Raw genomic sequence first — 25602 nt, forward strand, 5'->3', positions numbered from 1 at the left:
AATTAATAACGAGTAAGCGAAAAATCAGTGGGTGTGGTCGCATTCGGACAGGAAGGTCAACAGACTCTCCCGGTACCGGTAATAATCCGGATGTTCGAGCAAGGCTTTGCGGCTGCGCGGTCGGGGCAGGTCGATCTCTTGGATCTTGCCGATTTTGGCGTGCGGGCCGTTGGTCATCATCACCACCCGGTCGGCCAGCAAAATGGCTTCGTCGACATCGTGGGTCACGACGATGGCGGTAACGTGGGTGCGTTCCCAGACTTCCATCAACACTTCCTGCAATTCCCAGCGGGTCAGCGAATCGAGCATGCCGAAAGGTTCGTCGAGCAACAGCAGTTTCGGCGACAAGGCAAAGGCGCGGGCGATGCCGACCCGCTGGCACATGCCGTTGGACAGGTCGGCGGCTTTTTTGAACATGCTGTCGGCCAGACCGACCCGGGTCAGGTAATACTCGACGATGTCCTCGCGCTCGTCCTGGCTGGCGTGCGGATAGACTTTATCGACGCCGAGCATGACGTTGTCGAACGCGGTCAACCAAGGGAACAGGCTGGGCGCCTGGAATACCACGCCGCGGTCCGGGCCGGCGCCGGTGATTTCGCGGTTGTCCAGAATAATGCCGCCTTCGGAGATGTCGTTGAGGCCGGCAGTCATCGATAACACCGTGGATTTGCCGCAACCGGAATGGCCGATGATCGAGACGAATTCGCCTTTTTTCATTTTCAGATCGAAGCCGTCGACCACTTTGACCGTGCCGTTGCCGTCCGGGGTCGGATAGATTTTCGACAGGTTGGAAAACTCCAGGTAGCGCGGTCGGCCCAGATCGGCCTGGCTCGGTTTCAGCGCAGAGGTGTCCAGTTTCCAGTCGTTGCTGGTGTTCGGGCGCACGTCGGGCAGCTTCAGTTTGTCGCCGATTTCGGCTTGGGTTTTTTGCAGGCCGATATCCATCAGGTAGCGGGTAATTTCGGCGCGCAGGCGTTTGAATTCCGGATCGTGGTTCAAAGCGGTGCGGTCGCGCGGCCGTTGCAAATCGATGACGAAATCCGGGCCGAAAGTGGCATCGGGACCGGGTTTCAGCGGAATCACCCGGTCGGCCATGTAGATGGCCTCGTCGACGTCGTTGGTGATCAGAATCACCGTCTTCCGGTCCTGTTCCCAGATTTGTAGAATTTCGTCCTGCAAATTGCCGCGGGTCAACGCGTCCAATGCGCTGAGCGGTTCGTCCAGCAGCAGGATGTCCGGGTTAGCCGCGAGGGCACGCGCCACGTTGACGCGTTGGCGCATGCCGCCGGACAGTTCCGACGGCTTTTTGTCCATCGCCCGGCCCAGATTGACCATGTTGACGTATTTCTCGGTATGGGCCCGGCGTTGTTGCGGCGTCCAGTCCTTGAAGATCGCATCCACCGCCAGCGCCACGTTTTCGTAGACGGTCAGCCACGGCATCAACGAGTAATTTTGAAATACCACGCCGCGGTCCGGCCCCGGCTCGCGGATGGCCTGGCCGCTTTTCAGCAGTTCGCCGCTGTCCGGATAGATCAGGCCGGCGATCAGCGACACCAGCGTGGTTTTGCCGCTGCCGGAAAAACCGACGATGGCGATGAATTCGCCTTCCTTGATGTCCAGGTCGATGTCTTTCAGAATCGAAGTCCGGCTGTTGCCCTCGCCGTAGGATTTGCAGACGTTTTTCAGTTCCACCAACGGTTTGATCGGATCGTTGGCCGGGGAAACGGTAGCGTGTTTATGCATGGAAAGTTCGATGATTTTGGCTTGGGCTGCGTTCATGGCGGCGTCCTTAAGCTTTTTGGAACGAGAACAGGTTTTGCAGCGAATGCATGATGCGGTCCAGCGCAAAGCCGATGATGCCGATCGTGAACACGGCCACCATGATCCGGCTCAGCGAATTGGAACTGCCGTTTTGGAATTCGTCCCAGACGAATTTGCCCAAGCCGGGATTCTGCGCCAGCATTTCGGCGGCGATCAGCACCATCCAACCCACGCCCAGCGATAAGCGCATGCCGGTAAAGATGAAGGGCAGGGCGGACGGCAGGATGATGCGTTTGATTTGGGTCGGCCAATCCAGGCGCAGCACCTTACCGACGTTGACCAGGTCGCGGTCGATGGACGATACGCCGACGGCGGTGTTGATCAGCGTCGGCCATAACGAGCACAGCGTCACGGTGATGGCCGAGGTGATGAAGGATTTCTCGAACCAGGAGTCTTCGCTGGTGACGTACGCCGCGCTGACCACCAGCGTCACGATAGGCAACCAGGCCAGCGGCGACACCGGTTTGAAGATTTGGATCAGCGGGTTGAACGCGGTATTGATGACCGGGCTCATGCCGCACAAGATGCCGAGCGGTACCGCGATCAAGGTTGCAATCACAAAGCCGGCGAATACGGTACGCAGGCTGGTCAGAATTTTGTCGAAATAGGTCGGCTTACCGGTGTAAGGGCGAATTTTGATTTCGGCGTGCGGATCTTCGGCCAGTTTGTCCTTATTGCGTTGTTCCTGGCGTTGGTAGAACTCGGCTTTTTTGGTCTGCTCGGAGACGTGTTCTTCGATCAGGCCGCCGACTTCGCCCCAGACTGCGGCCGGGCCGGGAATCGCGCCCAAGCTGGTTTTGACGCCGGACGCGGATACGCTCCACAGCCCCAGGAACATGGCGAAGGCGATGAACGGAACGCCCATGACCAGAAACAATTGGCGCATTTGCTGGGCCGGATTCTCGCCGGCGGCAATTTTCACCAGCGGCACGAACCAAGTCAGACCGGTGATGTTGAAGAACTTAATCAGTTTGTTAGCCATCGCGCTTACCTATCGAAAGGTTATCAATCAATTCGGGTTTATTTTTTAGCTTGCGGGGGTAAAAATGCGTCCTTGCACTAACCACTTCCTTTTCAGAGCACCCACCAAGGTTCGGTTAATCCACTACTTTGCCGCCGGAGACGGTTTGCTTGCCTTTCAGGCCAATCGGGAACTTGGCCAGATAATCGTTAGGTTTGTTGGCGTCGTAGACAATGCCATCGATGAAATCGGCTTGGGGAGGTTTGATACCGGTATCGTTGTCGCTCGGAAAATCGTTGGCCTTAGCTTTACCCTCGGCGACTAATTCCTTGGCCGCCGCTTGGTAAATATCGGGGCGGTAGACTTTTTTTGCGGTTTCCAGGTACCAACCGTCAGGCTTGTATTCGTTGATCTGTCCCCAGCGCCGCATTTGGGTCAAATACCATATGGCATCGCTGTAATAAGGATAGGTTGCGTTATTACGAAAAAAGATATTGAAATCGGCCGCCGGGCGTTTGTCGCCTTTTTCGTATTCGAAAGTCCCGTTCATGCTGGCCGCCAGAACCTCGACGTCGGCGCCGACGTATTGTTTTTGCGACAGCATTTCGATAGCTTCTTTGCGGTTTTTATTGTTCTCGGCGTCAAGCCACATTGCGGCGCGAATCAGCGCCTTGACCACCGCCTTGTGCGTATTCGGATATTTGTCCGACCAATCTTTGCTCACGCCGAACACTTTTTCCGGATTGTTCTTCCAGATTTCGTAATCGGTAATCACCGGTACGCCGATGCCCTTGGCTACTGCCTGCTGGTTCCATGGCTCGCCGACGCAGTACCCGTAAATCGTGCCGGCTTCCAAAGTTGCCGGCATTTGCGGCGGTGGGGTAACCGACAACAACGCGTCGGCGGCAATCTGGCCTGTAGTTTCTTGCGGCGGCGCATAATATCCCGGCTTGATACCGCCAGCGGCCAGCCAATACCGCAGTTCGTAATTGTGTGTCGACACCGGGAATACCATGCCTAGATTGAATGGCTTGCCCTCGGCCTTGTACTTTTCGACTACCGGTTTCAACGCGTCGGCCTTGATGGGATGGGCCGGTTTTCCACCGTCCAACGGTATGTTCGGTTTCATCTGTTTCCAAATGTCGTTCGATACAGTGATGGCATTGCCGTTAAGGTCCATGCTAAATGCGGTTATGACGTCGCCTTTGGTGCCGAAACCGATGGCAGCGCCCAGGGGTTGACCGGCCAGCATATGCGCTCCATCCAGTTCACCGTTGATGACCCGGTCTAACAAAACCTTCCAGTTGGCTTGTGCTTCTAGTTGCACAAACAAGCCTTCTTCCTCGAAAAAGCCTTTCTCGGCGGCGACCGCTAACGGTGCCATGTCGGTCAATTTGATAAAGCCGAACTTCAAATCCTCTTTCTCGGGTTTGGCACCGGCCTGCAATGGATTGGAAAAACTCATTCCGGCCAGCGCTATCGCGGTGGCGACGGCAGCAAACAGTTTCTTCGGAGCGGGCTTCTGGGCTGGTTTCATGTCGGTTCCTGTCAACGGTTAAGAAGTTGGGGCCAAAAAAAAGGCGTCCGCGTGTGGATTCGATAAAGAATCCTCACGCAAGACGCCTTTGTCTGGTTTGCTCAACAATGAGCGGTTAAATCAGTAACCCTGCTTTGGGTGTTGGTAAACCTTAAGCAACAGGAGTGCCATTTCTCGCGTTACCAGTGAAATTAATTTAAAGATTAATTAAAACAATGTCTTGCAAATATATTGCCGAGAGTTTTTCAAAAAACGCGGCCTTTGTTATTAGGCTCCAGGGTTTAGCAGGTTGGTGAAAAACCATATTCCAGCCACTAATTTAGCTAGAAGAAGCCTTTATTTAGTGCTGAATCAATCTTGTAGTACTAAATATAGGTCTGATTGGTTGCAAAAAAGAGTTTTTCACCAACCTGTTAGAGCGGATACCAGTTTGGGTATTCCGCACTCCAATGGTGCGGATAAATGATGGTCAAAACGGTGCAAACCCAACTTGACCACCGGCCAAGCTGGAGCAGGCTTGAATTGAGCGGCAATTCGGTCAGGTTTTGCCAGGCTTCGAACGCAGTTGGTTTAGTTCCCGCTCGGCCGTCGGCTTGGCGGATTTCGCCTTCGAAAAAAGCTTTCATATCGAATCGATATTTATATAGAATATTTTCCGGCTGCCGGGTCGAGCCGCTGCGGCGGCATATGTTCTATGGCACCTCTTGGCACAACGGCAATTTTATCGGGAGACCTACTATGACTCTGAATCAAAAAACCTTACTCATGATTGCTGTGAGCTTATTGACGGCCTGCTCCGGCGATGCGCTGATCAAGCCGCAATCCTGGGCTCAGGCGGTGCAAACCGCGGAAAGCCGCGATGCGCATTTACGGCTTGCCAACCATTACGAAGAAATCGCCGGAACCTTGGAAGCGGATGCGCAAGAAGAGCGGGAAATGCTCGACCAATATCTGGCCAAGCCTTGGAAATATGGCAAACGTATTCAGGATTTAAAGTCGCAGGCAGAAGCGATGATCCGCGATCTGGGGAAAGCCGCGGCAGAGAGCCGCCATTTGGCCGACTACCACAGGCAAATGGCCGCTGAGGAACGCGATTAAACTGGCTATCGCTACGGGTTTACCTCAGGCGCGCGTTGTTTGATTTGCATTGGATCTGGGGTAAGAAGGGCGTTGAAAGATAGCAGTTGCTTAACTGCTATCTTGAATCGAACTAATTTTACTTTAGCTGGCTTGGCCGGCGGCGGTCGCTTCCGGTACTTCCAGCAAACGTCCGGTTTTGACGTCGTAAACGTAGCCGTAAACCGGAATGTAGCTCGGTACCAGCGAGTGGGCTTTGATGCGTTTGACGTCTTCCAACACACTTTCGGCCTGGTTTTTGATTGTCAGCCAGTTGATGTATTTGCCGTCGGTGGAACCGGGACCGTCGCCGCTGTCGTGCCAGCCGCTGGCATCGACGCTGGCCGTTTTCAGGCTGCTGGCCAGCAAATCGCTCATGATGTCGTTGGTGAAGGTTTCCATGCCGCAGTCGGTATGGTGAATGACGAACCATTCCTTAGTACCCAGCAATTTATAGGAAATCACCAGGGAACGGATGGCGTCGTCGCTGGCGCGGCCGCCAGCGTTGCGGATCACGTGGGCGTCGCCTTCGGATAAGCCGGCGTATTTAGCCGGGTCCAGGCGGGCATCCATACAGGTCAGGATGGCGAATTGGCGAGCGGGCGGCATCGCCAAACCGCCTTTATCGAAACTGGACGCGTATTCGCGGTTGGCTAGGAGTACTTCGTTGTGAATTTTGCTCATAATAACCTCGGTGGGTGAAAAAACGTCTGGCCGAAACTGCTGAGCCAGACGGTGTAACAACTATCTCCACGGCAAATTTTAACGAAGCGGGAAAATGGTTTAAAGATGCTGAAAAGTTTATAAAATATAAACCTCAAGTTTATAAAGCGCCGGGCTGATGGATAAGTTTAACAATATGCGGGTATTTTGCCGTATCGTCGAATTGGGAACCTTTTCCGCCGTCGCCCGCGAACTAAAGCTTTCCACCATGATGGTCAGCAAATATATCGCGCAATTGGAGGCATCGTTGGGCGTGGTTTTGTTGCACCGGACCACGCGCAGCTTGAGCCTCACTAGTGCCGGCGAAGCCTATTACCACCGCAGCAAACAGTTGCTGGAGGATTTGGCCGATCTGGAATCGTCGACGGCGCAATTGGGGGAGCGGGTCAAAGGTACCATCAAAATCAGTGCGCCTATCGATTTCGGCGGCATGTATATGGTGCCGGCCATTGAGGCTTATTTAAAAAAGTATCCGGAAGTCAGAATCTTGATGTCTTTGGATAACAAGCCGCCCAACTTGCGGGTAGGCAGCTTCGATATTTCGTTATTGGTCACCGATACCCTGGATCCGGGGGTGGTGGCGCGGAAGATAGCGGAAACCGAATTAGGCACCTATGCCGCGCCCAAATATCTGGCGGAGAAAGGTTGTCCACAAACGATTGATGAATTAAGCGGCCACCAATGCTTACATTATGTGGATACTCCGCACGGCGATTATTGGCTGTTCGACGTGAACGGCGAATTGAAACGGATCAAATCCGACTGGATGCTGGCCTCCAACAACGGCCGGGCATTGTGCCAAGCCGCGGCGATGGGGATGGGCATCGTCCAGGCACCGCGCTTATCGGTTGCGCCGCATTTGCAAAACGGCGAGTTGGTCGAGATTTTGCGCGAATACCGGCGGCCGGCCTTGGCGATATACGCCACTTATTTACAACGCCGGTTCTACCCGGCCAAGTTGACCACGTTCATCAATTTTCTGCTGGCTTATTTCGGGCAATAGCCTCAGCTTGTACTTTCGGACAATGTGGCAACTTGTCGCGTGACAATATGCCGCATTCTTAATATAAGAAATTACTGATAATATACGCGCCATTGCAGAGATGTTCAGTGCAATAACTTCCTCCCCTCAAATCCGGCTTACAGCCGGATTTTTTTTGCCTGTCAGTTAGGTTTCGCCCGCGCTAACGCCGGATTTTCCCGCCCTCTCCCATAAACCGGCCATGGTTAGCACGATCAAACCGCCCCAAAGCAGACCCGGCATTAGATAGAAATGGCGTTGGTAAAATGTGCTGGCGGGTTGTTTCAAGAACGGGACGTGGTAGCTGCCGGCCCAGCTTTTGTTCAGAGGCGACAACGGTAATACCTCGCCATCGGCTAGCGCGACCGTGGAAATGCCGGTGTTGGTGGCGCGCAGCACCGGCCGCCTGAATTCAACGCCGCGCGCCAACGTCATATATAAATGTTGGTAAGGCTCTTGCCAGGTGCCGTACCAGGAATCGTTGGTGACGTTGACGATAAACTGCGCTCCCAGATCGGCCAGCCCTTTGGAAAACTCCGGGAATAAGCTTTCGTAGCAAACTTGCGGCCCCATGTCGAAGCCGTTCAAGTGCAGCAACAGGGTCGGTCCCGGCCCGCGGCCGAATTGGCTAACCATCGGTAACGCGGTTTTCAACCACGGCAACACGTCGGCGAACGGAATGTATTCGCCCAGGGCCAATAAGATGGTTTTGCTGTAATGTGGCTCGGTGACCTTGCCGGTTTCGTCGACGACAAACAAGGAATTGGTAATGGCATTATGCTGGTCTTTGGCGTATGCGCCGGTCAGCAGGGCCAATTGCCGATTGCGCACAAAGGTTTGTAACAGTTCGGCGTACTGCGATTGGTTGTATTCGCCGCCCAACAGGGCAGGGAAGGCGGTTTCCGACCACATAACGAAGTCGACGTCTGGTTTTTCCGCCAAACCGGCGTCGGTGGCCTGGAAATATTGGGTCAAAATTTCCGCGCGATAGCCTTTACCGCGTTCCATCGACTGTTTTTGCAGGTTACCGATATTGGCTTGCACCAGCAATACGTCCAACGCACTATCGGCAACCGGCAACCGCTGTTTCAGCCAACTTCCGCCGGCATTCAGCCCGGCAAAGCCAAGCACGATTGCCAGCGCCGCGGCTTTGCCGCCGCGCTGCCGCCGATTGTCCCAAGCGTACAGCGCCGCCAGATTGGCCAGTACGGTCAGCATGCTTAAACCGGCGAAGCCGACGATTTCCGCCCATTGGTACAGCGGCAAACCGGCACCGTACCAGCTATAGCCGAAATTCCATTTAAACAACATCGGTACGTAAAATTCGGCTAAGGCGGTGATGGCCGCCATCAGCGCTAACGATATTCCGCTGCCAACGCCCAGTATTCGGCGAGCATAAAACCACGCCAAACTGGCAATCGGTACGAACAGGTGGCCGAATGCGGCGAAGATCAGCATACCGATGCCGGCGACCAGCCAATTGACATTGGCAAATTCGTGCAGGGTGTAGGTCACCCAATTGAAGCCGATCAAGGTATAAATAAAGCTGGTCAGCACTCCGCCGAGCAAGACCGGCCGCAACCGCTGTTGGTCTTGCCAAAACCGCCAAAGCGGCACGAAACAGAACAAGGAAGCCCAGGGAGGGAAGGGGATGTAGCTGGTACCGATGAAAATGCCGGATAACACCGGCAGCCACCATGGCGATCGAAAGGCCTGCCTCATATCTATTCCGTATGCCGCTTAAACCTAAGATTGTAACCGATAGCCGTCGGCCCTCCGCCCGGTTTAGCGGAATCGGGCTGTAGTGGTCAACTTTTTTCGGACACCAAGATAGGTTGCTGAGCTGCCATTTTCATTTCATAGCCATTGGGTGGCAGGTAGCCCAATGACGAATGCAATCGTCGACTGTTGTAGAAGTTGACGATGTAGTCTGTCACGTCACGGATGGCCTCGGCGTGGTTGGCATACTGGCGACACCAGACACGTTCCATTTTTAGATTCAGAAAGAACCGCTCCATCACCGCATTGTCCCAACAGTTTCCTTTACGGCTCATGCTGCCTTTTAAGCCATGGCGCGCCAGTAACTCCCGGTATTCATGACTGGCGTATTGACTTCCCCGATCGGAATGCACGATCAAACCCGGCAGTGGTCGGCGCTGGGCCAGAGCGATCTGTAAGGCAGTGCAGACCAGTTCTGCCGGCATGTTGGGGGCCATGGCCCAACCGATGACTTTGCGCGAATAAAGATCTAGCACCACGGCCAGATACAGCCAGCCGCTCAGCGTGCGAATATACGGGTGAGTAGACCGAGGGAATTTCACCCTCAGCCCCTCGCAGAACCGGACGTGAACCTCTCAGCTCATCCGGCTCCCATCATCCAGCCATCGGGGCATAGCCCGCCTCCCAATGTACGAATGCGTGTGGCAAACTTGCTGCGAGCTGCCCCAGCGTTCGCCAGGCTCGGGTTTTATGCCGAGCCAGTCGCTTGCTTTTACGCATCAACCAGCGCACCAGGTAAGCATTCAGGTGCCGCCAAATAGAGGCCATGGCCGAACCATAAAATCGACCGTAATAACCCTGCCATCCTCGAAGAACCGGATTGAACATCAGAGACAGATCCCGCAATGTCTTGTCGCATTTCAGCTGCAGATGCCATCCCCGTATGGTTTGCCGCATGGCTTTGAGTGCCTCACGACTGACCGCAGGCGCGAAGTTCACATACACGCGGCCATACTTGTCTACCGCTTTACGCGGCCTGAAGGTATAGCCGAGAAACGTAAACGCCGTAATCGGATAGTTTTCCTGTCGGTTAATGTCCTTGCAGTACACGATCCGTGTCTTATCGGGATGCAGTTCTAAGCCACATTCCCGAAAGCGCTCGGCGACTTTCCGCAACGCCAACTGAGCTTGCACTAAGCTCTTGCAATGAATCACGCCATCATCGGCATAGCGGCAGAATCGCACGCTACACAAATGTTCGCTAATCCACCGGTCGAAGGCATAGTGTAAGAACAGATTAGCCAACAACGGACTGACGACACCGCCTTGCGGCGTGCCTTTGGTACGTTCGATTCGTTGACCTTCCGCCGTTATCAGCGGCGCTTTAAGCCACCGCTCGATGTACAGCAACACCCAGGAAATCTGACAATGTTTACGCACTGCGCGCATCAATAGTTCATGATCGATGTTGTCAAACAAGCCCTTGATGTCAAACTCAACCACCCAGTCATAGTCCCAACAACGTCGCCGGACTAAAGCAATGGCGTCGTGAGCGGAACGACCTGGCCGATACCCATAAGAATTACGATGAAACACCGACTCGAGTTTCGGCTCCAGCACTCGTTTTACCACGGTTTGCGCCACGCGATCCGCAACGGTTGGAATCCCCAGCAAGCGTGTTCCTCCTGATTTCTTCGGGATCGGCACGCCTTTGACCGGCGGCGGAAAATAACTGCCGGAGCAAAGCCGATTCCAAAGTTTGTAGAGGTTGTCTCCCAATCGTTGTTCGAAGATTTCGATAGTTTCCCGGTCGATGCCGGCTGATCCTCCATTAGCTTTCACACATTGATAAGCTTCCCAAACCCATGATTTGGGAATGTCATATGGCTTGTTCATGACACTAAGCTCCTCCTGCTAACGCAGTTGGCCCAGCCCCATGACCGGATGACGCGACTCCTTCGCTCCACCGCCATTACAGCGGCTTCAACACTACTACAAGTCGCTCCGTCCCTTGACGGCACATTGGTAATATCGGCCTTGCCTTTCGAGCTTGTGCCTTTCCCTTTGCATTGCCATCGAAGGTTCCCGCAGTTCAACGTAAGAGCCCGGATCACGCTCGCGCTGCCTCTATGCCGGACACCGCAAAGGCCGTAAGCAGGTTTCGCCTTTACTGATCCCGGAGCAACATCACTCCCCGGTTTTGATGTCATCTGAGTGGTTTCGACACTTGAACGGCAGTTCACGGTTGTTCGCCTTCGTTAATCCATACCTGACGCCTCAAGACGCCTTTTCCGTAACGCTCACGACCCGCGCTTTTGACGCACGCCGCTTACGGTGGTTTGCCACCTACTCCTGCAAGCCGATGGCGAGGGACCTACCCTCATCTCTTACGCCGCTTGCTGCGGCACACTGATGTCCGACACCCAAGCTCGATTAGCCTCGCGTTGTTCAAACTGACGATCCAGCACATTCTCGTATACCGGCAACGCATGGTTACTGTCAGTCGTATGGACGAATTTGGGCTTCCAGATCGGCTTGAGCTGGAGCTCTCGCATCAGGCTGCGAACCCGATGCCGTCCGATCTCGATGCCTTGTTCCGCCAGTTCCTGACGCAGGCGGCGACTGCCATAGCTACGCCCCGTCGCTTCGAATACACTGCGTAGACGGATGCGTGTGCCGCAGACCGTTGGCGGTTGCCGGGTTCGCTGCCTGGCGGCATAGAATCCCGAACGGCTGACACCCAATAATTTACAAGCCTGCTGCACCGTCATGGCCCTCTCTGCTGTCAACTGTTGAATCACTTGATGTGTCATCGCAGTTCCCTTGCAAAGAGGGCCGAAGCCTTTTTTAGCAATTCATTGTCTGAACGCAGTTGTCGATTTTCCTGCTCCAACTGCCGTATCCGCTGCTGATCGGGTGTTAACGGCTTACCGATACCTGCTTGACCGGATTGCTCGGCTTGCACCTGTTTCACCCAGCGGCGCACCGCCGTCTCGCCGAGTTTGAGCTCCTGACAAACCTGAGACACCGTCAGCCCCTGCTCCTGGAGCATCTTCACCACTTGCAGCTTGAACGCCGCATCAAAACTTCGCCTTTCTCGTTTCATTCCATTCACCTTGGAGGTTGATAATCAATAGTCTATCAACCTAATCGGGTGTCCATTTTTATTAGACCACTACAGGCCGTTCAGTGTGGTGTAGGTAGGTAGGATGGGACGGACTCGCGGTTGCGCTTTAATGCGCCGGAAGCGTTAACGGCTCGACGGCTGCGGGACTCAGGTAAAAGTAGCCGTCGCCATGGCTGATGACGCGTTGGTAGGGCAGATCGTCCAGCTCGGCCAGATAAACGATGGCGTGGGTTTTGATCAGGCAATAAACGATGTCGCCTTCGCCCAGGCCCATGCTCGAGCAAGCGCCTGGCGTGATCTCCGCCAACAAGGTCCCGCCGCAATCGATTTGCACGATCAGGCTTTCGCCGTTGGGGATCAAGGCGCAGATCCGGCCCTTGAGTTGGTTTTGAATGGAAATGCCGTCGATATAGGCGCGCGACAACGCAATATCGTTGGCGCGAATCGAAATCTGGGTTTGGCTGCCGACCGCAAAGTTCGGGCGTAACGGCAATATCAGCGTGGCGCCGGCGCTGTCGGCCAGACTGCAACCGGCTTGAAAGTCATGGTGGCGGATGGTGATGGGCAGGATATTGTCGATTTGGCGGACGCCGAGATAGCGCAACACGCCGTGTTGTTTGGCGATGTCGCGCAGCGAACCGCTACGCATGACTTGGCCGTGTTCGAGCACCACCAGTTGGTCGGTAAGCTCGATGATTTCACCGACCGACTGGCTGGCGTACAGCACCGGCAGGCCGAATTCGTCCAACAGCCGTTTCAGTATCGGCAGCAATTGCATCCGGTAAGCGTCGCCAATCGTGGCGAAGGTTTCGTCCAACAGCAGCAATTTCGGCGATTTCAGCAGGGAACGGGCTAACGCCACCCGCTGCCGTTCGCCGCCGTACAGTAGTTGGACCGGATTATCCAGAATGCTGCCCAACTCCAACAGATTGATCAGATAATCGGGCTTGAACAAGCGCCGTTGCTTTAAGGTACGAAAATAAGTCGCCTGCAACGTGTCGCGCACCGTTTCGGCGAAGTCGGCGCAATCGGTTTGCAGCACGGCGCCGATCGGCCGCTGTTCGCGCGGCATGACGATACCTTTCTTGCTGTCGAACAAAATTTTGCCGTTCAAACTAATGTGGCCGCTTTGCGGTTGCAAGGTGCCGGCGATCAAGCTGAGCAGCGTGCTTTTGCCGGCGCCGGATTTGCCCAGCAAACCAACGCTGGCATCGTCTATCGACATTTGCGTGGCCAAATCGAAATGGCCGCGCCGCAGTTTTACATTTACGTCCAACAACATACTGACCTCAGCCTAAAAATGCCGGAACTCGATCAATTTTGCACCGCAAGAATAACGGCGCCGGCCTTGAATATCGCCGTGGCCGGTTTGCCCGCGCGCAGCCCTAAAGTTTCCACGCTATCGTTGGTCACCGTTGCCGCGACGATTTCGCCGCCTTTGAGTTCGATGTCGATTTCGGAATTGACCGCACCGGATTTGACGGCAACGACGGTTCCGGCGAGTTGGTTACGTGCGGAAATTTTATAACCGCCGAACTCGGTGACGACGATGATCTGCGGAGCTTTCACCAAAGCGGTAACTTCTACGCCGACTTCAATTCCGAGCGTTGCCACCGAATCTTTAGTGATCGATGCGACGAGACTGGCGCCGCCTGGCAAGCTCAGGTAAATCTCGGCATTAACTGTGCCGATCAGTACTTGTTCGACTTTGCCGCGAAATTGGTTGCGTGCACTGGTTTTCACAGAAGATTCCGGTTGTTCAATGGTGCGCTGCGGAAAGGGTTTTATTTCGCCGGGGGCAGCGCATAGCCGTACTTTTCAATGATGGCCAAAGCCTGATCGGATTTCAGGAACTCTAACAAGGCTTGGGCCGCAGGATTTTCGGCGCCGTTTTTAAGCAATACCGCATCTTGCAGAATAGGCTGATAAAGTTTTGCCGGAACAGTCCAGCCCGACCCGGATCCGATCTTGCCGTTTTCGATTACTTGGGACAAGGCGACGAACCCTAATTCGGCGTTGCCGCTACTGACGAATTGGTGGGTCTGGGCGATATTCTCGCCTTGTACGAATAGTGGCTCCAGCTTGCCCAGCAGCCCGAGGTTCTGCAATGTTTCAACCGCTGCCGCACCGTAGGGAGCGAGTTTAGGATCGGCCAGCGCCAGGTGTTTGAAATTGCCCGAATTCAATACTTGGCCCTGGGAGTCGACAAAATCCGGATTAGCCGACCACAACACCAATTTGCCGATCGCATAAGTAAAGCGGCTACCGGCCACGGCCAACCCGGATTCCTCGAGTTTTGCCGGGCTCTTATCGTCCGCCGACAAGAACACTTCGAACGGTGCGCCGTTTTCGAATTGCGCGACAAATTTCCCCGACGAGCCAAAAGACAATTTCGCCGTATGCCCGGTCGATTTCTCGAACGCTTCGGCGATTTCGGTCATCGGCTTGGTGAAGTTTGCCGCCACGGCGGCTAAAGCCGTGGCAGCATTGGCGGCCTGACTGGCAACGAATAGCCCGACGATTACCAATAACCGGCGATTTCCAGTAAAAGCCATTTTGCCCTCCGTATTTATGGTTGATCGGCTTAGTGTATATCGTTGTATACAAATGTAAACAACGTTTGCTTGGGCAAGTCGCCGGAATCTGCGGACCGACCACGCCTGTAAATCGAAAAAGGCCTTTATATTGTGATGGAATTTGAATCGGTAACTAGATATAGGTTTTACGGATCAGGCAAGCACAGATAAATCAATCATTGGTTAACAAACTGTTTTTGTAATAGAAACGGCGCTTTATGATCGGTAAAGCCGCCGCAGGCCCAGTGCATCAGTCATTATTCGGCAAGCGGATGAAGGAACTTGCGAAATTGTCCGGCTTATATAACGTTTGCCATTGTTCCAATGGCTTCCGCAATCCATCTAAGCCTCAAGAATGGTGAAGTGAAATTAGCAGCCTTGTTAAAATGCCGCAGTCTTCGACCTTTCGGGCTTGGATTTTTAAAATCGATTAAGGAATTTGCACATGGCAGGATTTTTCTCGAAACAGCGCATTATCGCCCGGCCTGGCTACAGCCGTTGGCTGGCGCCGCCGGCGGCATTGTCGGTGCAGCTATGTATCGGCCAGGCTTATGCTTTCAGCGTCTTCAACGATCCGTTGACGCGCATTATCGGTATCGGCGCACCGACCTCGGACGATTGGAAATTGACCGAGTTGGGCTGGATTTTCAGCTTGGCGATCGTATTTCTGGGCTTGTCTGCAGCATTCGGCGGCAAATGGCTGGAAAAAGTCGGCCCGCGCCTGACCATGTTCGTTGCAGCCTGCTGTTTCGGCGGCGGATTTTTGATCGCGGCACTCGGGGTCAAGCTGCATCAAATCGGTTTGCTTTACCTGGGCTACGGCGTGATCGGCGGCATCGGTCTGGGCCTGGGTTACGTGTCGCCGGTTTCGACCTTGATCAAATGGTTCCCGGACCGGCGCGGCATGGCGACCGGTATGGCAATCATGGGCTTCGGCGGCGGCGCCATGATCGGTGCGCCGTTATCGGTGTTGTTGATGGATAAGTTCAAATCCGCGACTTCGGTCGGCGTGATGGAAGCCTTTCTGGTGATGGGCGGCTTGTATTTTTGTTCGATGCTGATCGGCGCCCTGACTATCCGCATTCCGCCGGAAGGTTGGCAGCCCGCGGGGTGGACGCCGCCGGTCGCCGCCAACAAAATGATTACCGACAAACACGTGCATATCGACCAGGCCCTGAAAACGCCGCAGTTTTATTTGTTATGGCTGGTGTTGTGCTTGAACGTCAGCGCCGGCATCGGCGTGTTGGGGCAGGCATCGGTGATGATTCAAGAAATGTTCAAAGGCTTGGTGACGCCGGCCGCCGCGGCGGGCTTCGTCGGCTTGCTTAGTTTGTTCAACATGGGCGGCCGTTTCTTCTGGTCGTCGGCGTCGGATTATTTGGGCCGCAAACATACTTACATGATCTTTTTTGCGATCGGCGCGGTACTTTACGCAACGATTCCATCGATGGGCATGGCCGGCAACATGGCAATGTTCGTGTTGCTGTATGCGCTGATCATGAGTATGTACGGTGGCGGATTTTCGACGATTCCGGCCTATCTGGCCGATATTTTCGGCACCCGTTTCGTCGGCGGCATTCACGGCCGATTGTTAACCGCCTGGTCCACGGCCGGCGTACTGGGTCCGGTGTTGGTGAATTATCTGCGCGAATATCAGATCGGCCAGGGCGTGGCCAAAGCCGAAGCCTATAACATGACGATGTACATCATGGCCGGTTTGTTGTTGGCGGGATTTGCCGCCAATCTGGCGATTCGGCCGGTGCATGAAAAGCACCATATGAAACACGGCGATTTCGACGAGCTGGACGGCATTTATCCGGCCGGCAACTCAGACCACTAACACCACTAACGGGGGGAAGGATGAACGACTCGCAAGACAGTAAACCGTCCAGTCGGTTGGCCGTAGCGTTATTCTGGCTTTACGTTTTGTTGCCGCTGTGCTGGGGAGTTTGGTCGACGGTGAAGAAGGCTCTGGCGCTTTTCGCTTGATCCGGCCCAGCGATCTTTGCTGACCCGGCACTGGCACCAGCGCCGGGAGATTCGGACTTAACGGGACTCGGAATTTTTCGTGCCGGCTGCTTGCCGCAAATATTGGTTGACCACTTCCAAATCGACTTCGCTCAAGCTCCCGGCCGCTTCCTTCAATTTGATGCCGTTGATTAGATAATCGTAACGGCTTCTGGCGTAATCGCTTTTGGCTTTATACAGGTTGCGTTGCTCGGTCAATACGTCGACCATCGTGCGGGTACCGACTTCAAAGCCGGCTTCGGCGGCTTGTACCGCCATGTCTGCGGATTTGCTGGTGGCATCCAGCGCTTTGACCCGGCTGATGCTGGAAACCATGCCACGAAATGCGTCTTTGACGCCGCGGGTCACGCTACGCTTGACCTTGGTCAGGTCTTCCTTGGCGGCTTCGTATTCATGTTCGGCTTGGCGTACCCGTGACGACACGCCGCCGCCTTCGTACAGCGGCAGATTCAACTGCAAGCCGAAACTTTCGCTATTGCCGCGCAGACCGTAACGGTTACCGGTGTCCATATCGCCGTATTGGGCGACGATATCCAGCGTCGGCATGTGCTTGGACTCCTGCAAATCGATGTTCTTTCTGATGTATTCGGCCTGGTTGATTTGGGCCACGATCGAAAAATTGTTGCTCTCGGCGGAATTGGCCCAGGACGACAAATCTTCCGGCTCCGGCGGCGATAGCGGAATTTCCGGCTGTAAGCCGTCCAACTCGGCGGCGTTGTCGCCGACGATTTCGCGCAAGGCCTCCTTGCTGTTGTCGAGCAGGTTTTGCGCCTCGATTTCGCTGGCCAGCGCCCGGTCGTAACCGGCTTGGGCTTCGTAGACGTCGGTAATGGCGATGATGCCGACATCGAACCGCTGCTTGGCTTGTTCCAATTGTTTTTCGATGGCTTTCTTTTCGGCGACCGCAAATTCCAGGTTGTCTTGCGCCGCCAGTATGTTGAAGTAGGCCTCCGCGGTGCGCCGCATCAAATTCTGGTATTTGGCCTGAAATTGGGCTTCGGCCTGGGCGATTTTATTGTCGGCTTGATCCAATTGCACCCAGTGTTCCCAGTGAAACACCGGTTGTTTTAAGTTGAAGCCCAGCTTGCTGTCCCAGTAATGCTGCAAGGTGTTCCCCAGGAAGCTGGTACTTTCCAGGCGGTTACGGCTGCTGTTGGCGCTGAACGAGAGATTCGGCAACATTTGGGCAATACTTTGCGACTTGAGTTCGGCCGTCGCCAGTTTGTTGATATCCGAGCTTTTGAAATCGGGATCGTTGGCTTTTGCCAATTGGAAGGTCTCCAGCAAATCCTGGCTGAATGCCAACTTTACCGGGATTAACGCCACCAAAAGCGTGCATAACGTTCTTGTCATTGCGGTATCTCGTACGGACAGGTAAAAATAAAACGGCATTATCGCCTAAAATAGCGGAGCCACAGTGTTTAATTAAATAAGAATGCCATAAGGTTAGGCACACATTATTTATTCGTCAAAACCAAACTTGAAACCTGAAAAGAGCCACTATGAGCCAGAAAATCACTAAAGCCGTTTTCCCCGCCGCCGGCCTAGGCACCCGTTCCTTGCCGGCAACCAAGGCCGTCGCCAAGGAGATGCTGCCTATCGTCGACAAGCCGTTGATCCAATATGCGGTCGAGGAAGCGGTCGCGGCCGGCATCGACACGATGGTGTTCGTAATCGGCCGTAACAAGGAATCCATTGCCAACCATTTCGATAAATCCTACGAGCTGGAAAAAGAACTGGAGAAAAGCGGCAAGACCGGGTTGCTAAACATGTTGCGCGACTTGCTGCCGCCGCACGTATCCTGCGTATTCGTGCGCCAAGCGGAAGCCTTGGGTTTGGGCCATGCCGTGCATTGCGCCAAACCGGTGGTCGGTAACGAACCGTTCGCGGTGATTTTGCCGGACGACCTGATAGAAGACGGCAGCCGCGGCTGTTTGAAACAAATGGTCGATTTGTTCGAAAAAGAGCAAAGCAGTATCCTCGGCGTAGAGCGGGTCGATCCTACAGAAACCCATAAATACGGCATCGTCGAGCACAGCGAAACCGCGCCGCGGGTCGGCAAGCTTAGTTCCATTGTCGAAAAACCGAAACCGGAAGTAGCACCATCGAATATTGCGGTGGTCGGCCGCTACATCCTGACGCCGGCGATCTTCGAGAAAATCGAGAACACCGGCCGCGGCGCCGGCGGCGAAATTCAGTTGACCGATGCGATTGCCGCGCTGATGAAAGACGAACAAGTTCTGTCTTACGAATTCGAAGGCAACCGCTACGACTGCGGCTCCAAATTCGGTTTCCTGTTAGCCAACGTCGAGTACGGCTTGTTACACCAGGAAATTAACCAAGAGTTCGGCCAATATCTGAAACAACGCGCCGCTAAAATCTGACGGTAGCGTCCGGAACGGCTAGCCGCAGCCGTTCCGGGCTTGCCGTCGGTTTACCGTCTCGTAAATCAACAAAGCCAACATGATCAGTGCCGTGCCGGCCAAAGTGGTCGGCGTGATCGGCTCCTGATTCACGCTATAACCCAAAAACAGCGACATTACCGGCGTCAGCAGATTCATCATCGCGACGTTAGTCGCCTGCATGTTGTTCAGCACGAAGTAATACAGCGCAAACCCCAGCGTGGTGGCGATTACGCCGAGGTAGATGATCGAATACAGCGCCTTTGGCGGGATTTTGTGCGGTAATGCCAAGCCGTCCATCCCATACCAAGTCGCCAGGTACAGCGGCACCGCAAGCGATAAGCCGCCGGTGACCAACGGCAACGCCCCAAGACCGGCATCGATTTGTTTGACCCACACCGCGCTCGCGGCGTGGATGAAGGTGGCGGCCAGCACGCCGATCAGGCCGGCCATTGCTTGTTGATGCAATTCCAGAGCCGAATTGAACATCACCAGCAGGCCGCAAACCCCCAGGCTGTAAGCGAACAATTTGCCCCAACCTAGGCTGCGTTCTTTCAAGTAGGCTGCCGCCATGAACGCGGTCATGAACGGGCTGAGGCCGAAAATCACCGAAATCCAGCCGGAAGGCACAAATTGCGCCGACCAATAGGTTACCAACATGCTGCCGTATAGTTGTACCGCCACGGCGAAATAGCTGGCCAAAGCCGGCCGGTGCAACGGTATCGGCTGCCGCAACACTAAACTTAACAATAGCAGGCAGCTTAGGCCGATGCTCATCCGCGCCGTGGCGCCGAATACGAAGCCGGCGCCTATGCTGCTCCATTGGATGGCCAGCGGCGTCGTGGTCCAGATCAACACCACGCCGATATAGGCCAGACCGAGGCGAAGCTTCACCTTAGGGTAATTTCAAGCGGTTGGCGATCAATTGTTCGACCACCGACGGATCGGCCAAAGTCGAGGTATCGCCCAAATCGTGAAATTCGTTGGCGGCAATCTGACGCAGAATTCGGCGCATGATTTTACCGGAGCGGGTTTTCGGCAGGCTCGGCGCCCATTGGATCAAGTCGGGCAGCGCGATGGCGCTGATTTCTTCGCGAACCAAGTCTTTCAGTTCGCCCTTCAGGCTACTGCTGCCTTCGATGCCGACGTTCAACGTGACGTAGGCATAAATACCTTGGCCTTTGATCGGATGCGGAAAACCGACCACGGCGGCTTCGGCCACCAGATCGTGCAATACCAGCGCGCTTTCGATTTCGGCGGTTCCAAGGCGGTGGCCGCAGACGTTCAACACGTCGTCTATCCGGCCGGTGATCCAGTAATAGCCGTCTTGATCGCGGCGGGCGCCGTCGCCGGCAAAATAGTAGCCGGGAAACTTGCTGAAGTAGGTGTCGACGAAACGTTGGTGGTCGCCGTAAATAGTGCGGGCCTGGCCCGGCCAGGGATGGGTCAGCACCAGGATGCCTTCGGTTTCGCCTGCCAGTTCGTGGCCGTCCTGATCCAAAATGGCCGGTTGTACGCCGAAAAAAGGCAAAGTGGCCGAACCCGGTTTCAAGGTTGTGGCACCGGGTAGCGGTGTGATTAAAATGCCGCCGGTTTCGGTTTGCCACCAGGTATCGACCAGCGGGCAACGCTTGTTGCCGACCACGTGGTAATACCATTCCCAGGCTTCCGGATTGATCGGTTCGCCGACGCTGCCGAGAATACGCAGCGAGGTGCGTTGGGTACGATTGACGAATTCGTCGCCCTGCGCCATCAGCGCCCGGATCGCGGTCGGCGCGGTGTAAAAAATATTAACCCGGTGCTTGTCGATGACTTGCCAGAACCGGTCCGGATGCGGATGGGTCGGTACGCCTTCGAACATCAGCGTCGTCGCGCCGTTGCACAACGGACCGTACAACACGTAGGAATGGCCGGTGATCCAACCGATATCGGCGGTACACCAATAGATATCGCCTTCCTGGTAGTCGAATACGTATTTGTGCGTCATTGCCGCGTACAGCAAGTAACCGCCGGTGGTATGCAACACGCCTTTCGGTTGGCCGGTGGAGCCGGAGGTGTAAAGGATGAACAAGGGATCTTCGGCGTCCATCATTTCCGGCGGGCACTCGGCGGAAGCAGTCGCCATCGCCGTGTGGTAACAAATATCGCGTTCTTCATGCCAGGGGATATCGTGGCCGGTGTGTTTGATGACGATGACTTTGCGCAAATTCGGACACTGGTCGGCGGCTTTGTCGACGTTCAGCTTGGAATGGACAATTTTGCCGCCGCGGTAGCTCTCGTCAGCGCAAATCAATAAGCGGCAATCGGCATCGATTATCCGATCGCGCAACGCATCGGCCGAAAAGCCGCCGAAGACGATGGAATGCACCGCGCCGATCCGCGCACAGGCCAGAATCGCTACCGCCGCTTCGGCGATCATCGGCAGATAGATGCAGACCCGGTCGCCTTTTTCGACTCCTTGCGCTTTCAAGACATTGCCGAATTTGCAGACCTGCTCGTGCAATTCGCGGTAGGTCAGCGTGCGGCTGTCGGCGGGATCGTCGCCTTCCCAGATCACCGCGATTTGGTCGGCGCGCTTGGCTAGGTGGCGATCCAGGCAGTTGACGGTGACATTCAATTTGCCGCCGACAAACCATTGAATTTCGCCTTTGGGGTAGTCGTATTGCAGTACTTTGTGCCACGGTTCTTGCCAATCCAAAAACAGTTCCGCTTGTTCGGCCCAAAAAACCTCCGGTTGCTCTACCGATTGCCGGTACAACCGCTGATATGCCGCTGCATCGATATGTGCGCTGGCCGCAATCTTGGCCGGCACTGGGTAGGTTTTTTGATCTGACATGTTTTACTCCTTGTGCTAAGTCTGGTTACTGGGCGGCGTATCGATGCCGACGCAGCGAATTCCGCTTAAACGTTCCGGTACCCAATGGGCAACGGCCCAATCCAATATTGCCGGAATTTCGGCCCGTTTCAGCGTTGGCGGCGGATTTTGTCCGAGTAAGCTTAGCAGCATGAACAGCGTTTGGTTCGCCGACGTCGCCGCCACCGCTTCCGCGCGGCTTTGTTTACTGAGTTTTTGTCCGGCGCGATCGACGATGATCGGCAGATGCAGGTATTCCGGCACCGGGTAGCCGAGCAATTTTTGCAAGTATATTTGTTTCGGTGTCGAATCGAGCAAGTCGCAGCCGCGTACGACGTGGGTGATGCCCTGCCGGTAATCGTCCACCACGACGGCCAATTGGTAGGCGACGATCCGGTCCTTGCGCAAGATAATAAAGTCGCCGTGCCGTTCGGCGATATTTTCCCGGATTATGCCTTGCAATCCGTCGACGAATTCGATTTCAGCCGGTGAAGTCTTGACCCGCAGCGCCGCGGGTTGATCGGTTGGATAGTGCCGCGTCCGGCAATAGCCCGGATAAATGGGACCGGCTTCAGCCAATAAACTGCGGCTGCAACTGCAGGAATAGAGCAGATCGCGCTGCTGTAAATCTGTGATTGCTTGTTGGTATTGCAGCGCATGCCGGCTTTGAAAATCGGCTTCGCCGTCCCAATGCAGGCCGAAAGCCGCCAGGCAGTCCATAATCCGTTCCGCCGCGCCCGGCATGTTGCGCGGAGTATCCAAATCATCGATGCGCAACAGCCAGCGGCCGTTTCGGCGGCGGGCGTCGAGATAACTGGCCAGGGCCGTGTATAGAGAACCGAGATGAAGCGGGCCGGTGGGCGAGGGGGCAAACCGGCCGATATACGGAGGGGTCGAACGGGAATCTAGCCTAATTGTTTTTCCCTGATTTCGTCCAATGTCTTGCAATCGATGCACAAGGTCGCGGTCGGGCGTGCCTCGAGGCGGCGAATACCGATTTCGATACCGCAGGTTTCGCAGTAGCCGTAGTTGCCGGACTCGATTTCTTTCAGTGCCTCATCGATCTTCTTGATCAATTTGCGCTCGCGGTCGCGGGTACGCAACTCCAGGCTGAATTCGGACTCTTGCGTGGCACGGTCGTTAGGATCCGGAAAGTTTGCCGCTTCGTCCTGCATGTGGTGAACGGTACGGTCCACTTCCATCATCAGTTCGGACTTCCATTTGTTTAAAATGGCGGAAAAATGTTTTAACTGCGCTTCGTTCATGTACTCTTCGCCTTCTTTTTCCTCATAAGGCTTAAAAGTAAATTCCGCTGCGGCAGGGTTAGAGTTGTTCATCCAATGACTCCTGGCGGTCTGAAAAAATCGGGGCTTTTTATCAGAATAGCCGGGGGCAGGCAAGAAGTTTGTTATCATGCCAAAGCTTTGCCACCAACCGGATACTGGATTATGAAACAGCACATCGCCGACAGGATGCGCGGCATCAGTTCGTTTTATGTGATGGAATTATTACAGCGCGCCAAGGAGTTGGAGCGGCAGGGCAGAGACATCGTTCACATGGAAATCGGCGAACCGGATTTTGCCACGCCACCGCTGGTGTTAGAGGCCGGCAACCGTTTTTTGGGCAACGGCGAAGTCAAATATACTGCCGCGGCCGGCTTGCCCGAACTGCGCGCCGCCGTGGCCGATTTCTACCGTGCGCAATACGGAGTCGATCTGGACCCGCGCAGGGTATTCATCACTCCCGGCGCGTCCGGTGCCTTCCTGCTGGCGTTTGCCGCCAGCCTGAATCCCGGGGAACGGCTTCTAATGGCCGATCCCTGCTATCCCTGCAACGATAATTTCGTCAGATTGTTCGATGCCCGTACCCATTTCGTCCCGGTCGGCGCCGAAACCGACTACCAACTGAATGCCGAGCTGATTCGCCGGCACTGGCAACCGCAATGTAAAGGTGCGCTGATCGCTTCGCCGTCCAATCCGACCGGAACTATGATTGGCAATACCGATTTGCAAGCGGCGATAGCGGAAGTTAGAGCGCTGGACGGCTGCTTTTATTCCGACGAAATTTACCACGGCCTGGTATACGGCGATCCGGCCGCCAGCGCTCTGCAATTCAGCGACGAAGTCTTCGTCATTAACAGTTTTTCCAAATTTTTCGGCATGACCGGTTGGCGGGTGGGCTGGCTGGTGGTGCCGGACGAGTTCGTCGATGCGGTGGAAAAATTGGCGCAGAATATTTTCATCGCCACGTCCACCCACTCCCAGTATGCGGCGCTGGCGTCGTTCAATCCGGAAAACATGGCCGAGCTGCTGCGGCGGCGCGACGAGTTGGCTGGGCGCCGCGACTTTCTCTACGATAAATTGCTGAGTTTGGGTTTTAAAATCGCCTGCAAACCGCAAGGTGCGTTCTACATCTACGCCGATTGCAGCGAATTCTGCGACGATAGTTTCGAATTTGCCAAGCGCCTGTTGGAAACCGAAGGGGTGGCGGTAACGCCCGGCAAGGATTTCGGCGCACATCTGGCCAATCGCCATATTCGGTTTGCATATACCGCTTCAGTCGATAGAATGGCCGCCGCGCTCACCAGACTGGAACGATTCATATGCCGATAAGCCAATACACGCCGGAACAACTTCGCCAACGTTTACAGGACGAGGCACCGGTCATGTTGCTCGACGTGCGCGAGCCGCATGAATTCGCTTATGCCAAAATTGCCGGCAGCGTATTAATTCCATTACAGCAAATACCGCAAAGGCTGGACGAGATACCGTCCGATCGGGATATCGTCGTCATTTGCCACCACGGCATGCGCAGCCAACAAGCCTGCAATTACTTGCAACACGCCGGTTTTCAACGTTTGATCAATCTGCGCGGCGGTATAGACGCGTGGTCGTTAGTCTGCGATTCTTCAGTTCCACGCTATTAATAAAAAATAACTTTATGTTTTTAAAAGAATTCTATGCAATCCAGGACGGCTGTGTCGCCATCAGCGCCGCACAAGCCAGTATGTTCGCCAAAGAAGTGGCGCACGACTTCAATCCGCTACACGACGAAGATGCCAAACGTTTTTGCGTACCCGGCGATTTGCTGTTTTCCTTGGTGCTGGAAAAGTACGGCCTCAGCCGCAATATGCATTTCACGTTTTCCGGGATGGTCGGCCACGGCGTATTGTTGAATTTTCCCGACAGCGACGCGGAACGGATCGATGTCACCGATAACCAGGGAAAAACCTATCTGCAAATCGAACGTTCCGGCGAGGTGACGCGGGACGCCGATTTAATCGAAACATTGATCCGCGATTACGTGGCGTTCTCCGGGCAGAATTTCCCTTACGTGTTGGTACCTTTGCTGGCCAAAGAAAAGGTGATGTTCAACATCGACCGGCCGTTAGTCATATACGAAAGCATGACTTTAAACCTGAGTCGGCTGGATTTCGTGAAGCCCAAGCTGGAAATGCTGGAGCCGAAAATGGAAGTCAACGGCAAGCGCGCCACGGCTTATCTGTATTTTCAAATTCAGGCGAACGGCGAGGTCGTCGGCTCCGGATTCAAGAAACTGGCCGTCAGCGGCTTGCGCGATTACGAGGCCGAACCGATGCAGGCCTTTGTCGACGAATATCTGGCCCGCAAGCACGGTTATTTAGGCGAACTGGCGGCGGCCAGCGCTTAGTTTATTGGCCCCACGCAAACGGCGCACACAAGGTTTGCCGCCGTTTGC

At 54.8% G+C, this 25602-nt stretch carries 25 protein-coding genes and 1 pseudogene; 8 read left to right on the plus strand and 18 right to left on the minus strand.

The genetic code is table 11. From position 1 onward, the window contains the following. Positions 1 to 24 precede the first annotated feature (24 nt). The 4 genes from VXJ35_RS11125 to VXJ35_RS11140 all read right to left on the minus strand — a co-directional run bounded on the left by VXJ35_RS11125 (position 25) and on the right by VXJ35_RS11140 (position 4945). Positions 25 to 1779 carry an ABC transporter ATP-binding protein gene (locus VXJ35_RS11125; protein WP_197496049.1) on the minus strand — a complete coding sequence of 585 codons (1755 nt, stop codon included), beginning with the start codon at positions 1777 to 1779 and terminating at the stop codon, positions 25 to 27. Between the two features lie 10 nt (positions 1780 to 1789). Continuing rightward, positions 1790 to 2803, minus strand: a complete 1014-nt coding sequence (locus VXJ35_RS11130; protein ID WP_054762899.1) for an ABC transporter permease — start codon at positions 2801 to 2803, stop codon at positions 1790 to 1792. 115 nt (positions 2804 to 2918) lie between these two features. Next, positions 2919 to 4319 (minus strand): CmpA/NrtA family ABC transporter substrate-binding protein, encoded by a 1401-nt coding sequence (locus VXJ35_RS11135; protein ID WP_064021607.1) that lies wholly within the window; start codon positions 4317 to 4319, stop codon positions 2919 to 2921. A gap of 413 nt (positions 4320 to 4732) precedes the next feature. Continuing rightward, positions 4733 to 4945: a hypothetical protein gene (locus VXJ35_RS11140; protein WP_064021608.1), complete on the minus strand. Its 213-nt coding sequence runs from the start codon at positions 4943 to 4945 to the stop codon at positions 4733 to 4735. A 112-nt stretch (positions 4946 to 5057) separates the two neighbouring features. Here VXJ35_RS11140 and VXJ35_RS11145 point away from each other — a divergent pair, with 112 nt between their 5' ends. After that, a complete protein-coding gene (locus VXJ35_RS11145; protein WP_064021609.1) occupies positions 5058 to 5417 on the plus strand; it encodes a hypothetical protein in 360 nt (119 codons plus the stop codon). A 123-nt stretch (positions 5418 to 5540) separates the two neighbouring features. Here VXJ35_RS11145 and VXJ35_RS11150 read toward each other — a convergent pair whose 3' ends face one another. Next, positions 5541 to 6119 carry a carbonic anhydrase gene (locus VXJ35_RS11150; RefSeq protein ID WP_054762896.1) on the minus strand — a complete coding sequence of 193 codons (579 nt, stop codon included), beginning with the start codon at positions 6117 to 6119 and terminating at the stop codon, positions 5541 to 5543. 14 nt (positions 6120 to 6133) lie between these two features. Between VXJ35_RS11150 and VXJ35_RS11155 the strand changes: the two genes are divergently transcribed. Further along, on the plus strand, positions 6134 to 6277 hold the full coding sequence (locus VXJ35_RS11155; protein WP_157198146.1) for a hypothetical protein: 144 nt from the start codon (positions 6134 to 6136) through the stop codon (positions 6275 to 6277). Further along, positions 6277 to 7161, plus strand: coding sequence for a LysR family transcriptional regulator (locus VXJ35_RS11160; RefSeq protein WP_064021610.1), 885 nt, complete (start codon positions 6277 to 6279; stop codon positions 7159 to 7161). Before VXJ35_RS11155 ends, VXJ35_RS11160 begins: the two co-directional genes overlap by 1 nt. 165 nt (positions 7162 to 7326) lie before the next feature. Here the strand turns inward: VXJ35_RS11160 and lnt are convergent, their stop codons facing one another. From lnt to modA, 8 genes and pseudogenes are all read right to left on the minus strand, one after another. After that, positions 7327 to 8901: an apolipoprotein N-acyltransferase gene (gene lnt / locus VXJ35_RS11165; RefSeq protein ID WP_064021611.1), complete on the minus strand. Its 1575-nt coding sequence runs from the start codon at positions 8899 to 8901 to the stop codon at positions 7327 to 7329. An 86-nt stretch (positions 8902 to 8987) separates the two neighbouring features. Further along, a pseudogene (locus VXJ35_RS11170) lies at positions 8988 to 9473 on the minus strand (IS3 family transposase); the annotation flags it as partial. 79 nt (positions 9474 to 9552) lie between these two features. Beyond that, positions 9553 to 10794 carry a group II intron reverse transcriptase/maturase gene (ltrA, locus tag VXJ35_RS11175; RefSeq protein ID WP_064020946.1) on the minus strand — a complete coding sequence of 414 codons (1242 nt, stop codon included), beginning with the start codon at positions 10792 to 10794 and terminating at the stop codon, positions 9553 to 9555. Positions 10795 to 11285: 491 nt separating this feature from the next. Next, on the minus strand, positions 11286 to 11711 hold the full coding sequence (locus VXJ35_RS11180; protein ID WP_408953939.1) for an IS3 family transposase: 426 nt from the start codon (positions 11709 to 11711) through the stop codon (positions 11286 to 11288). Further along, positions 11708 to 12004 (minus strand): IS3 family transposase, encoded by a 297-nt coding sequence (locus tag VXJ35_RS11185; protein ID WP_064021612.1) that lies wholly within the window; start codon positions 12002 to 12004, stop codon positions 11708 to 11710. Before VXJ35_RS11185 ends, VXJ35_RS11180 begins: the two co-directional genes overlap by 4 nt. 127 nt (positions 12005 to 12131) lie before the next feature. Then, complete coding sequence (locus VXJ35_RS11190) at positions 12132 to 13307, minus strand: molybdenum ABC transporter ATP-binding protein (RefSeq protein WP_064021613.1); 1176 nt, start codon at positions 13305 to 13307, stop codon at positions 12132 to 12134. Positions 13308 to 13339: 32 nt separating this feature from the next. Beyond that, complete coding sequence (locus VXJ35_RS11195) at positions 13340 to 13768, minus strand: molybdopterin-binding protein (protein WP_064021614.1); 429 nt, start codon at positions 13766 to 13768, stop codon at positions 13340 to 13342. 41 nt (positions 13769 to 13809) lie between these two features. After that, entirely contained in the window at positions 13810 to 14580 is a 771-nt protein-coding gene (gene modA, locus VXJ35_RS11200) for a molybdate ABC transporter substrate-binding protein (RefSeq protein WP_064021615.1), read from the minus strand. A 466-nt stretch (positions 14581 to 15046) separates the two neighbouring features. On the opposite strand from modA, the gene VXJ35_RS11205 reads away from it, so the two are divergent. Further along, positions 15047 to 16441 (plus strand): OFA family MFS transporter, encoded by a 1395-nt coding sequence (locus tag VXJ35_RS11205; protein ID WP_064021616.1) that lies wholly within the window; start codon positions 15047 to 15049, stop codon positions 16439 to 16441. 206 nt (positions 16442 to 16647) lie between these two features. Here the strand turns inward: VXJ35_RS11205 and VXJ35_RS11210 are convergent, their stop codons facing one another. Next, a complete protein-coding gene (locus VXJ35_RS11210) occupies positions 16648 to 17982 on the minus strand; it encodes a TolC family outer membrane protein (protein WP_064023476.1) in 1335 nt (444 codons plus the stop codon). Between the two features lie 149 nt (positions 17983 to 18131). Between VXJ35_RS11210 and galU the strand changes: the two genes are divergently transcribed. Next, a complete protein-coding gene (galU, locus tag VXJ35_RS11215) occupies positions 18132 to 19013 on the plus strand; it encodes a UTP--glucose-1-phosphate uridylyltransferase GalU (protein ID WP_064021617.1) in 882 nt (293 codons plus the stop codon). Between the two features lie 18 nt (positions 19014 to 19031). Here the strand turns inward: galU and VXJ35_RS11220 are convergent, their stop codons facing one another. The 4 genes from VXJ35_RS11220 to dksA are packed head-to-tail and all read right to left on the minus strand — an operon-like array spanning position 19032 to position 23222. Continuing rightward, positions 19032 to 19925, minus strand: a complete 894-nt coding sequence (locus VXJ35_RS11220) for a DMT family transporter (RefSeq protein ID WP_064021618.1) — start codon at positions 19923 to 19925, stop codon at positions 19032 to 19034. A 1-nt stretch (position 19926) separates the two neighbouring features. Then, positions 19927 to 21867, minus strand: coding sequence for an acetate--CoA ligase (gene acs, locus VXJ35_RS11225; RefSeq protein WP_064021619.1), 1941 nt, complete (start codon positions 21865 to 21867; stop codon positions 19927 to 19929). 15 nt (positions 21868 to 21882) lie between these two features. Beyond that, positions 21883 to 22842 (minus strand): tRNA glutamyl-Q(34) synthetase GluQRS, encoded by a 960-nt coding sequence (gluQRS, locus tag VXJ35_RS11230; protein WP_408953940.1) that lies wholly within the window; start codon positions 22840 to 22842, stop codon positions 21883 to 21885. After that, on the minus strand, positions 22791 to 23222 hold the full coding sequence (gene dksA / locus VXJ35_RS11235; RefSeq protein WP_054761421.1) for an RNA polymerase-binding protein DksA: 432 nt from the start codon (positions 23220 to 23222) through the stop codon (positions 22791 to 22793). Before dksA ends, gluQRS begins: the two co-directional genes overlap by 52 nt. 111 nt (positions 23223 to 23333) lie before the next feature. Here dksA and VXJ35_RS11240 point away from each other — a divergent pair, with 111 nt between their 5' ends. Genes VXJ35_RS11240 through VXJ35_RS11250 form a run of 3 tightly spaced genes read left to right on the plus strand, consistent with a single transcriptional unit; the run spans position 23334 to position 25554 of the window. After that, positions 23334 to 24497: a pyridoxal phosphate-dependent aminotransferase gene (locus VXJ35_RS11240; protein WP_064021620.1), complete on the plus strand. Its 1164-nt coding sequence runs from the start codon at positions 23334 to 23336 to the stop codon at positions 24495 to 24497. Next, positions 24488 to 24811: a rhodanese-like domain-containing protein gene (locus tag VXJ35_RS11245; RefSeq protein ID WP_064021621.1), complete on the plus strand. Its 324-nt coding sequence runs from the start codon at positions 24488 to 24490 to the stop codon at positions 24809 to 24811. Before VXJ35_RS11240 ends, VXJ35_RS11245 begins: the two co-directional genes overlap by 10 nt. A gap of 14 nt (positions 24812 to 24825) precedes the next feature. Next, entirely contained in the window at positions 24826 to 25554 is a 729-nt protein-coding gene (locus VXJ35_RS11250; RefSeq protein WP_054761415.1) for a DUF3581 domain-containing protein, read from the plus strand. The last annotated feature ends 48 nt before the right edge of the window (positions 25555 to 25602 follow it).

Source organism: Methylomonas sp. DH-1 (genome assembly GCF_046097555.1).
Classification (GTDB): domain Bacteria; phylum Pseudomonadota; class Gammaproteobacteria; order Methylococcales; family Methylomonadaceae; genus Methylomonas; species Methylomonas koyamae.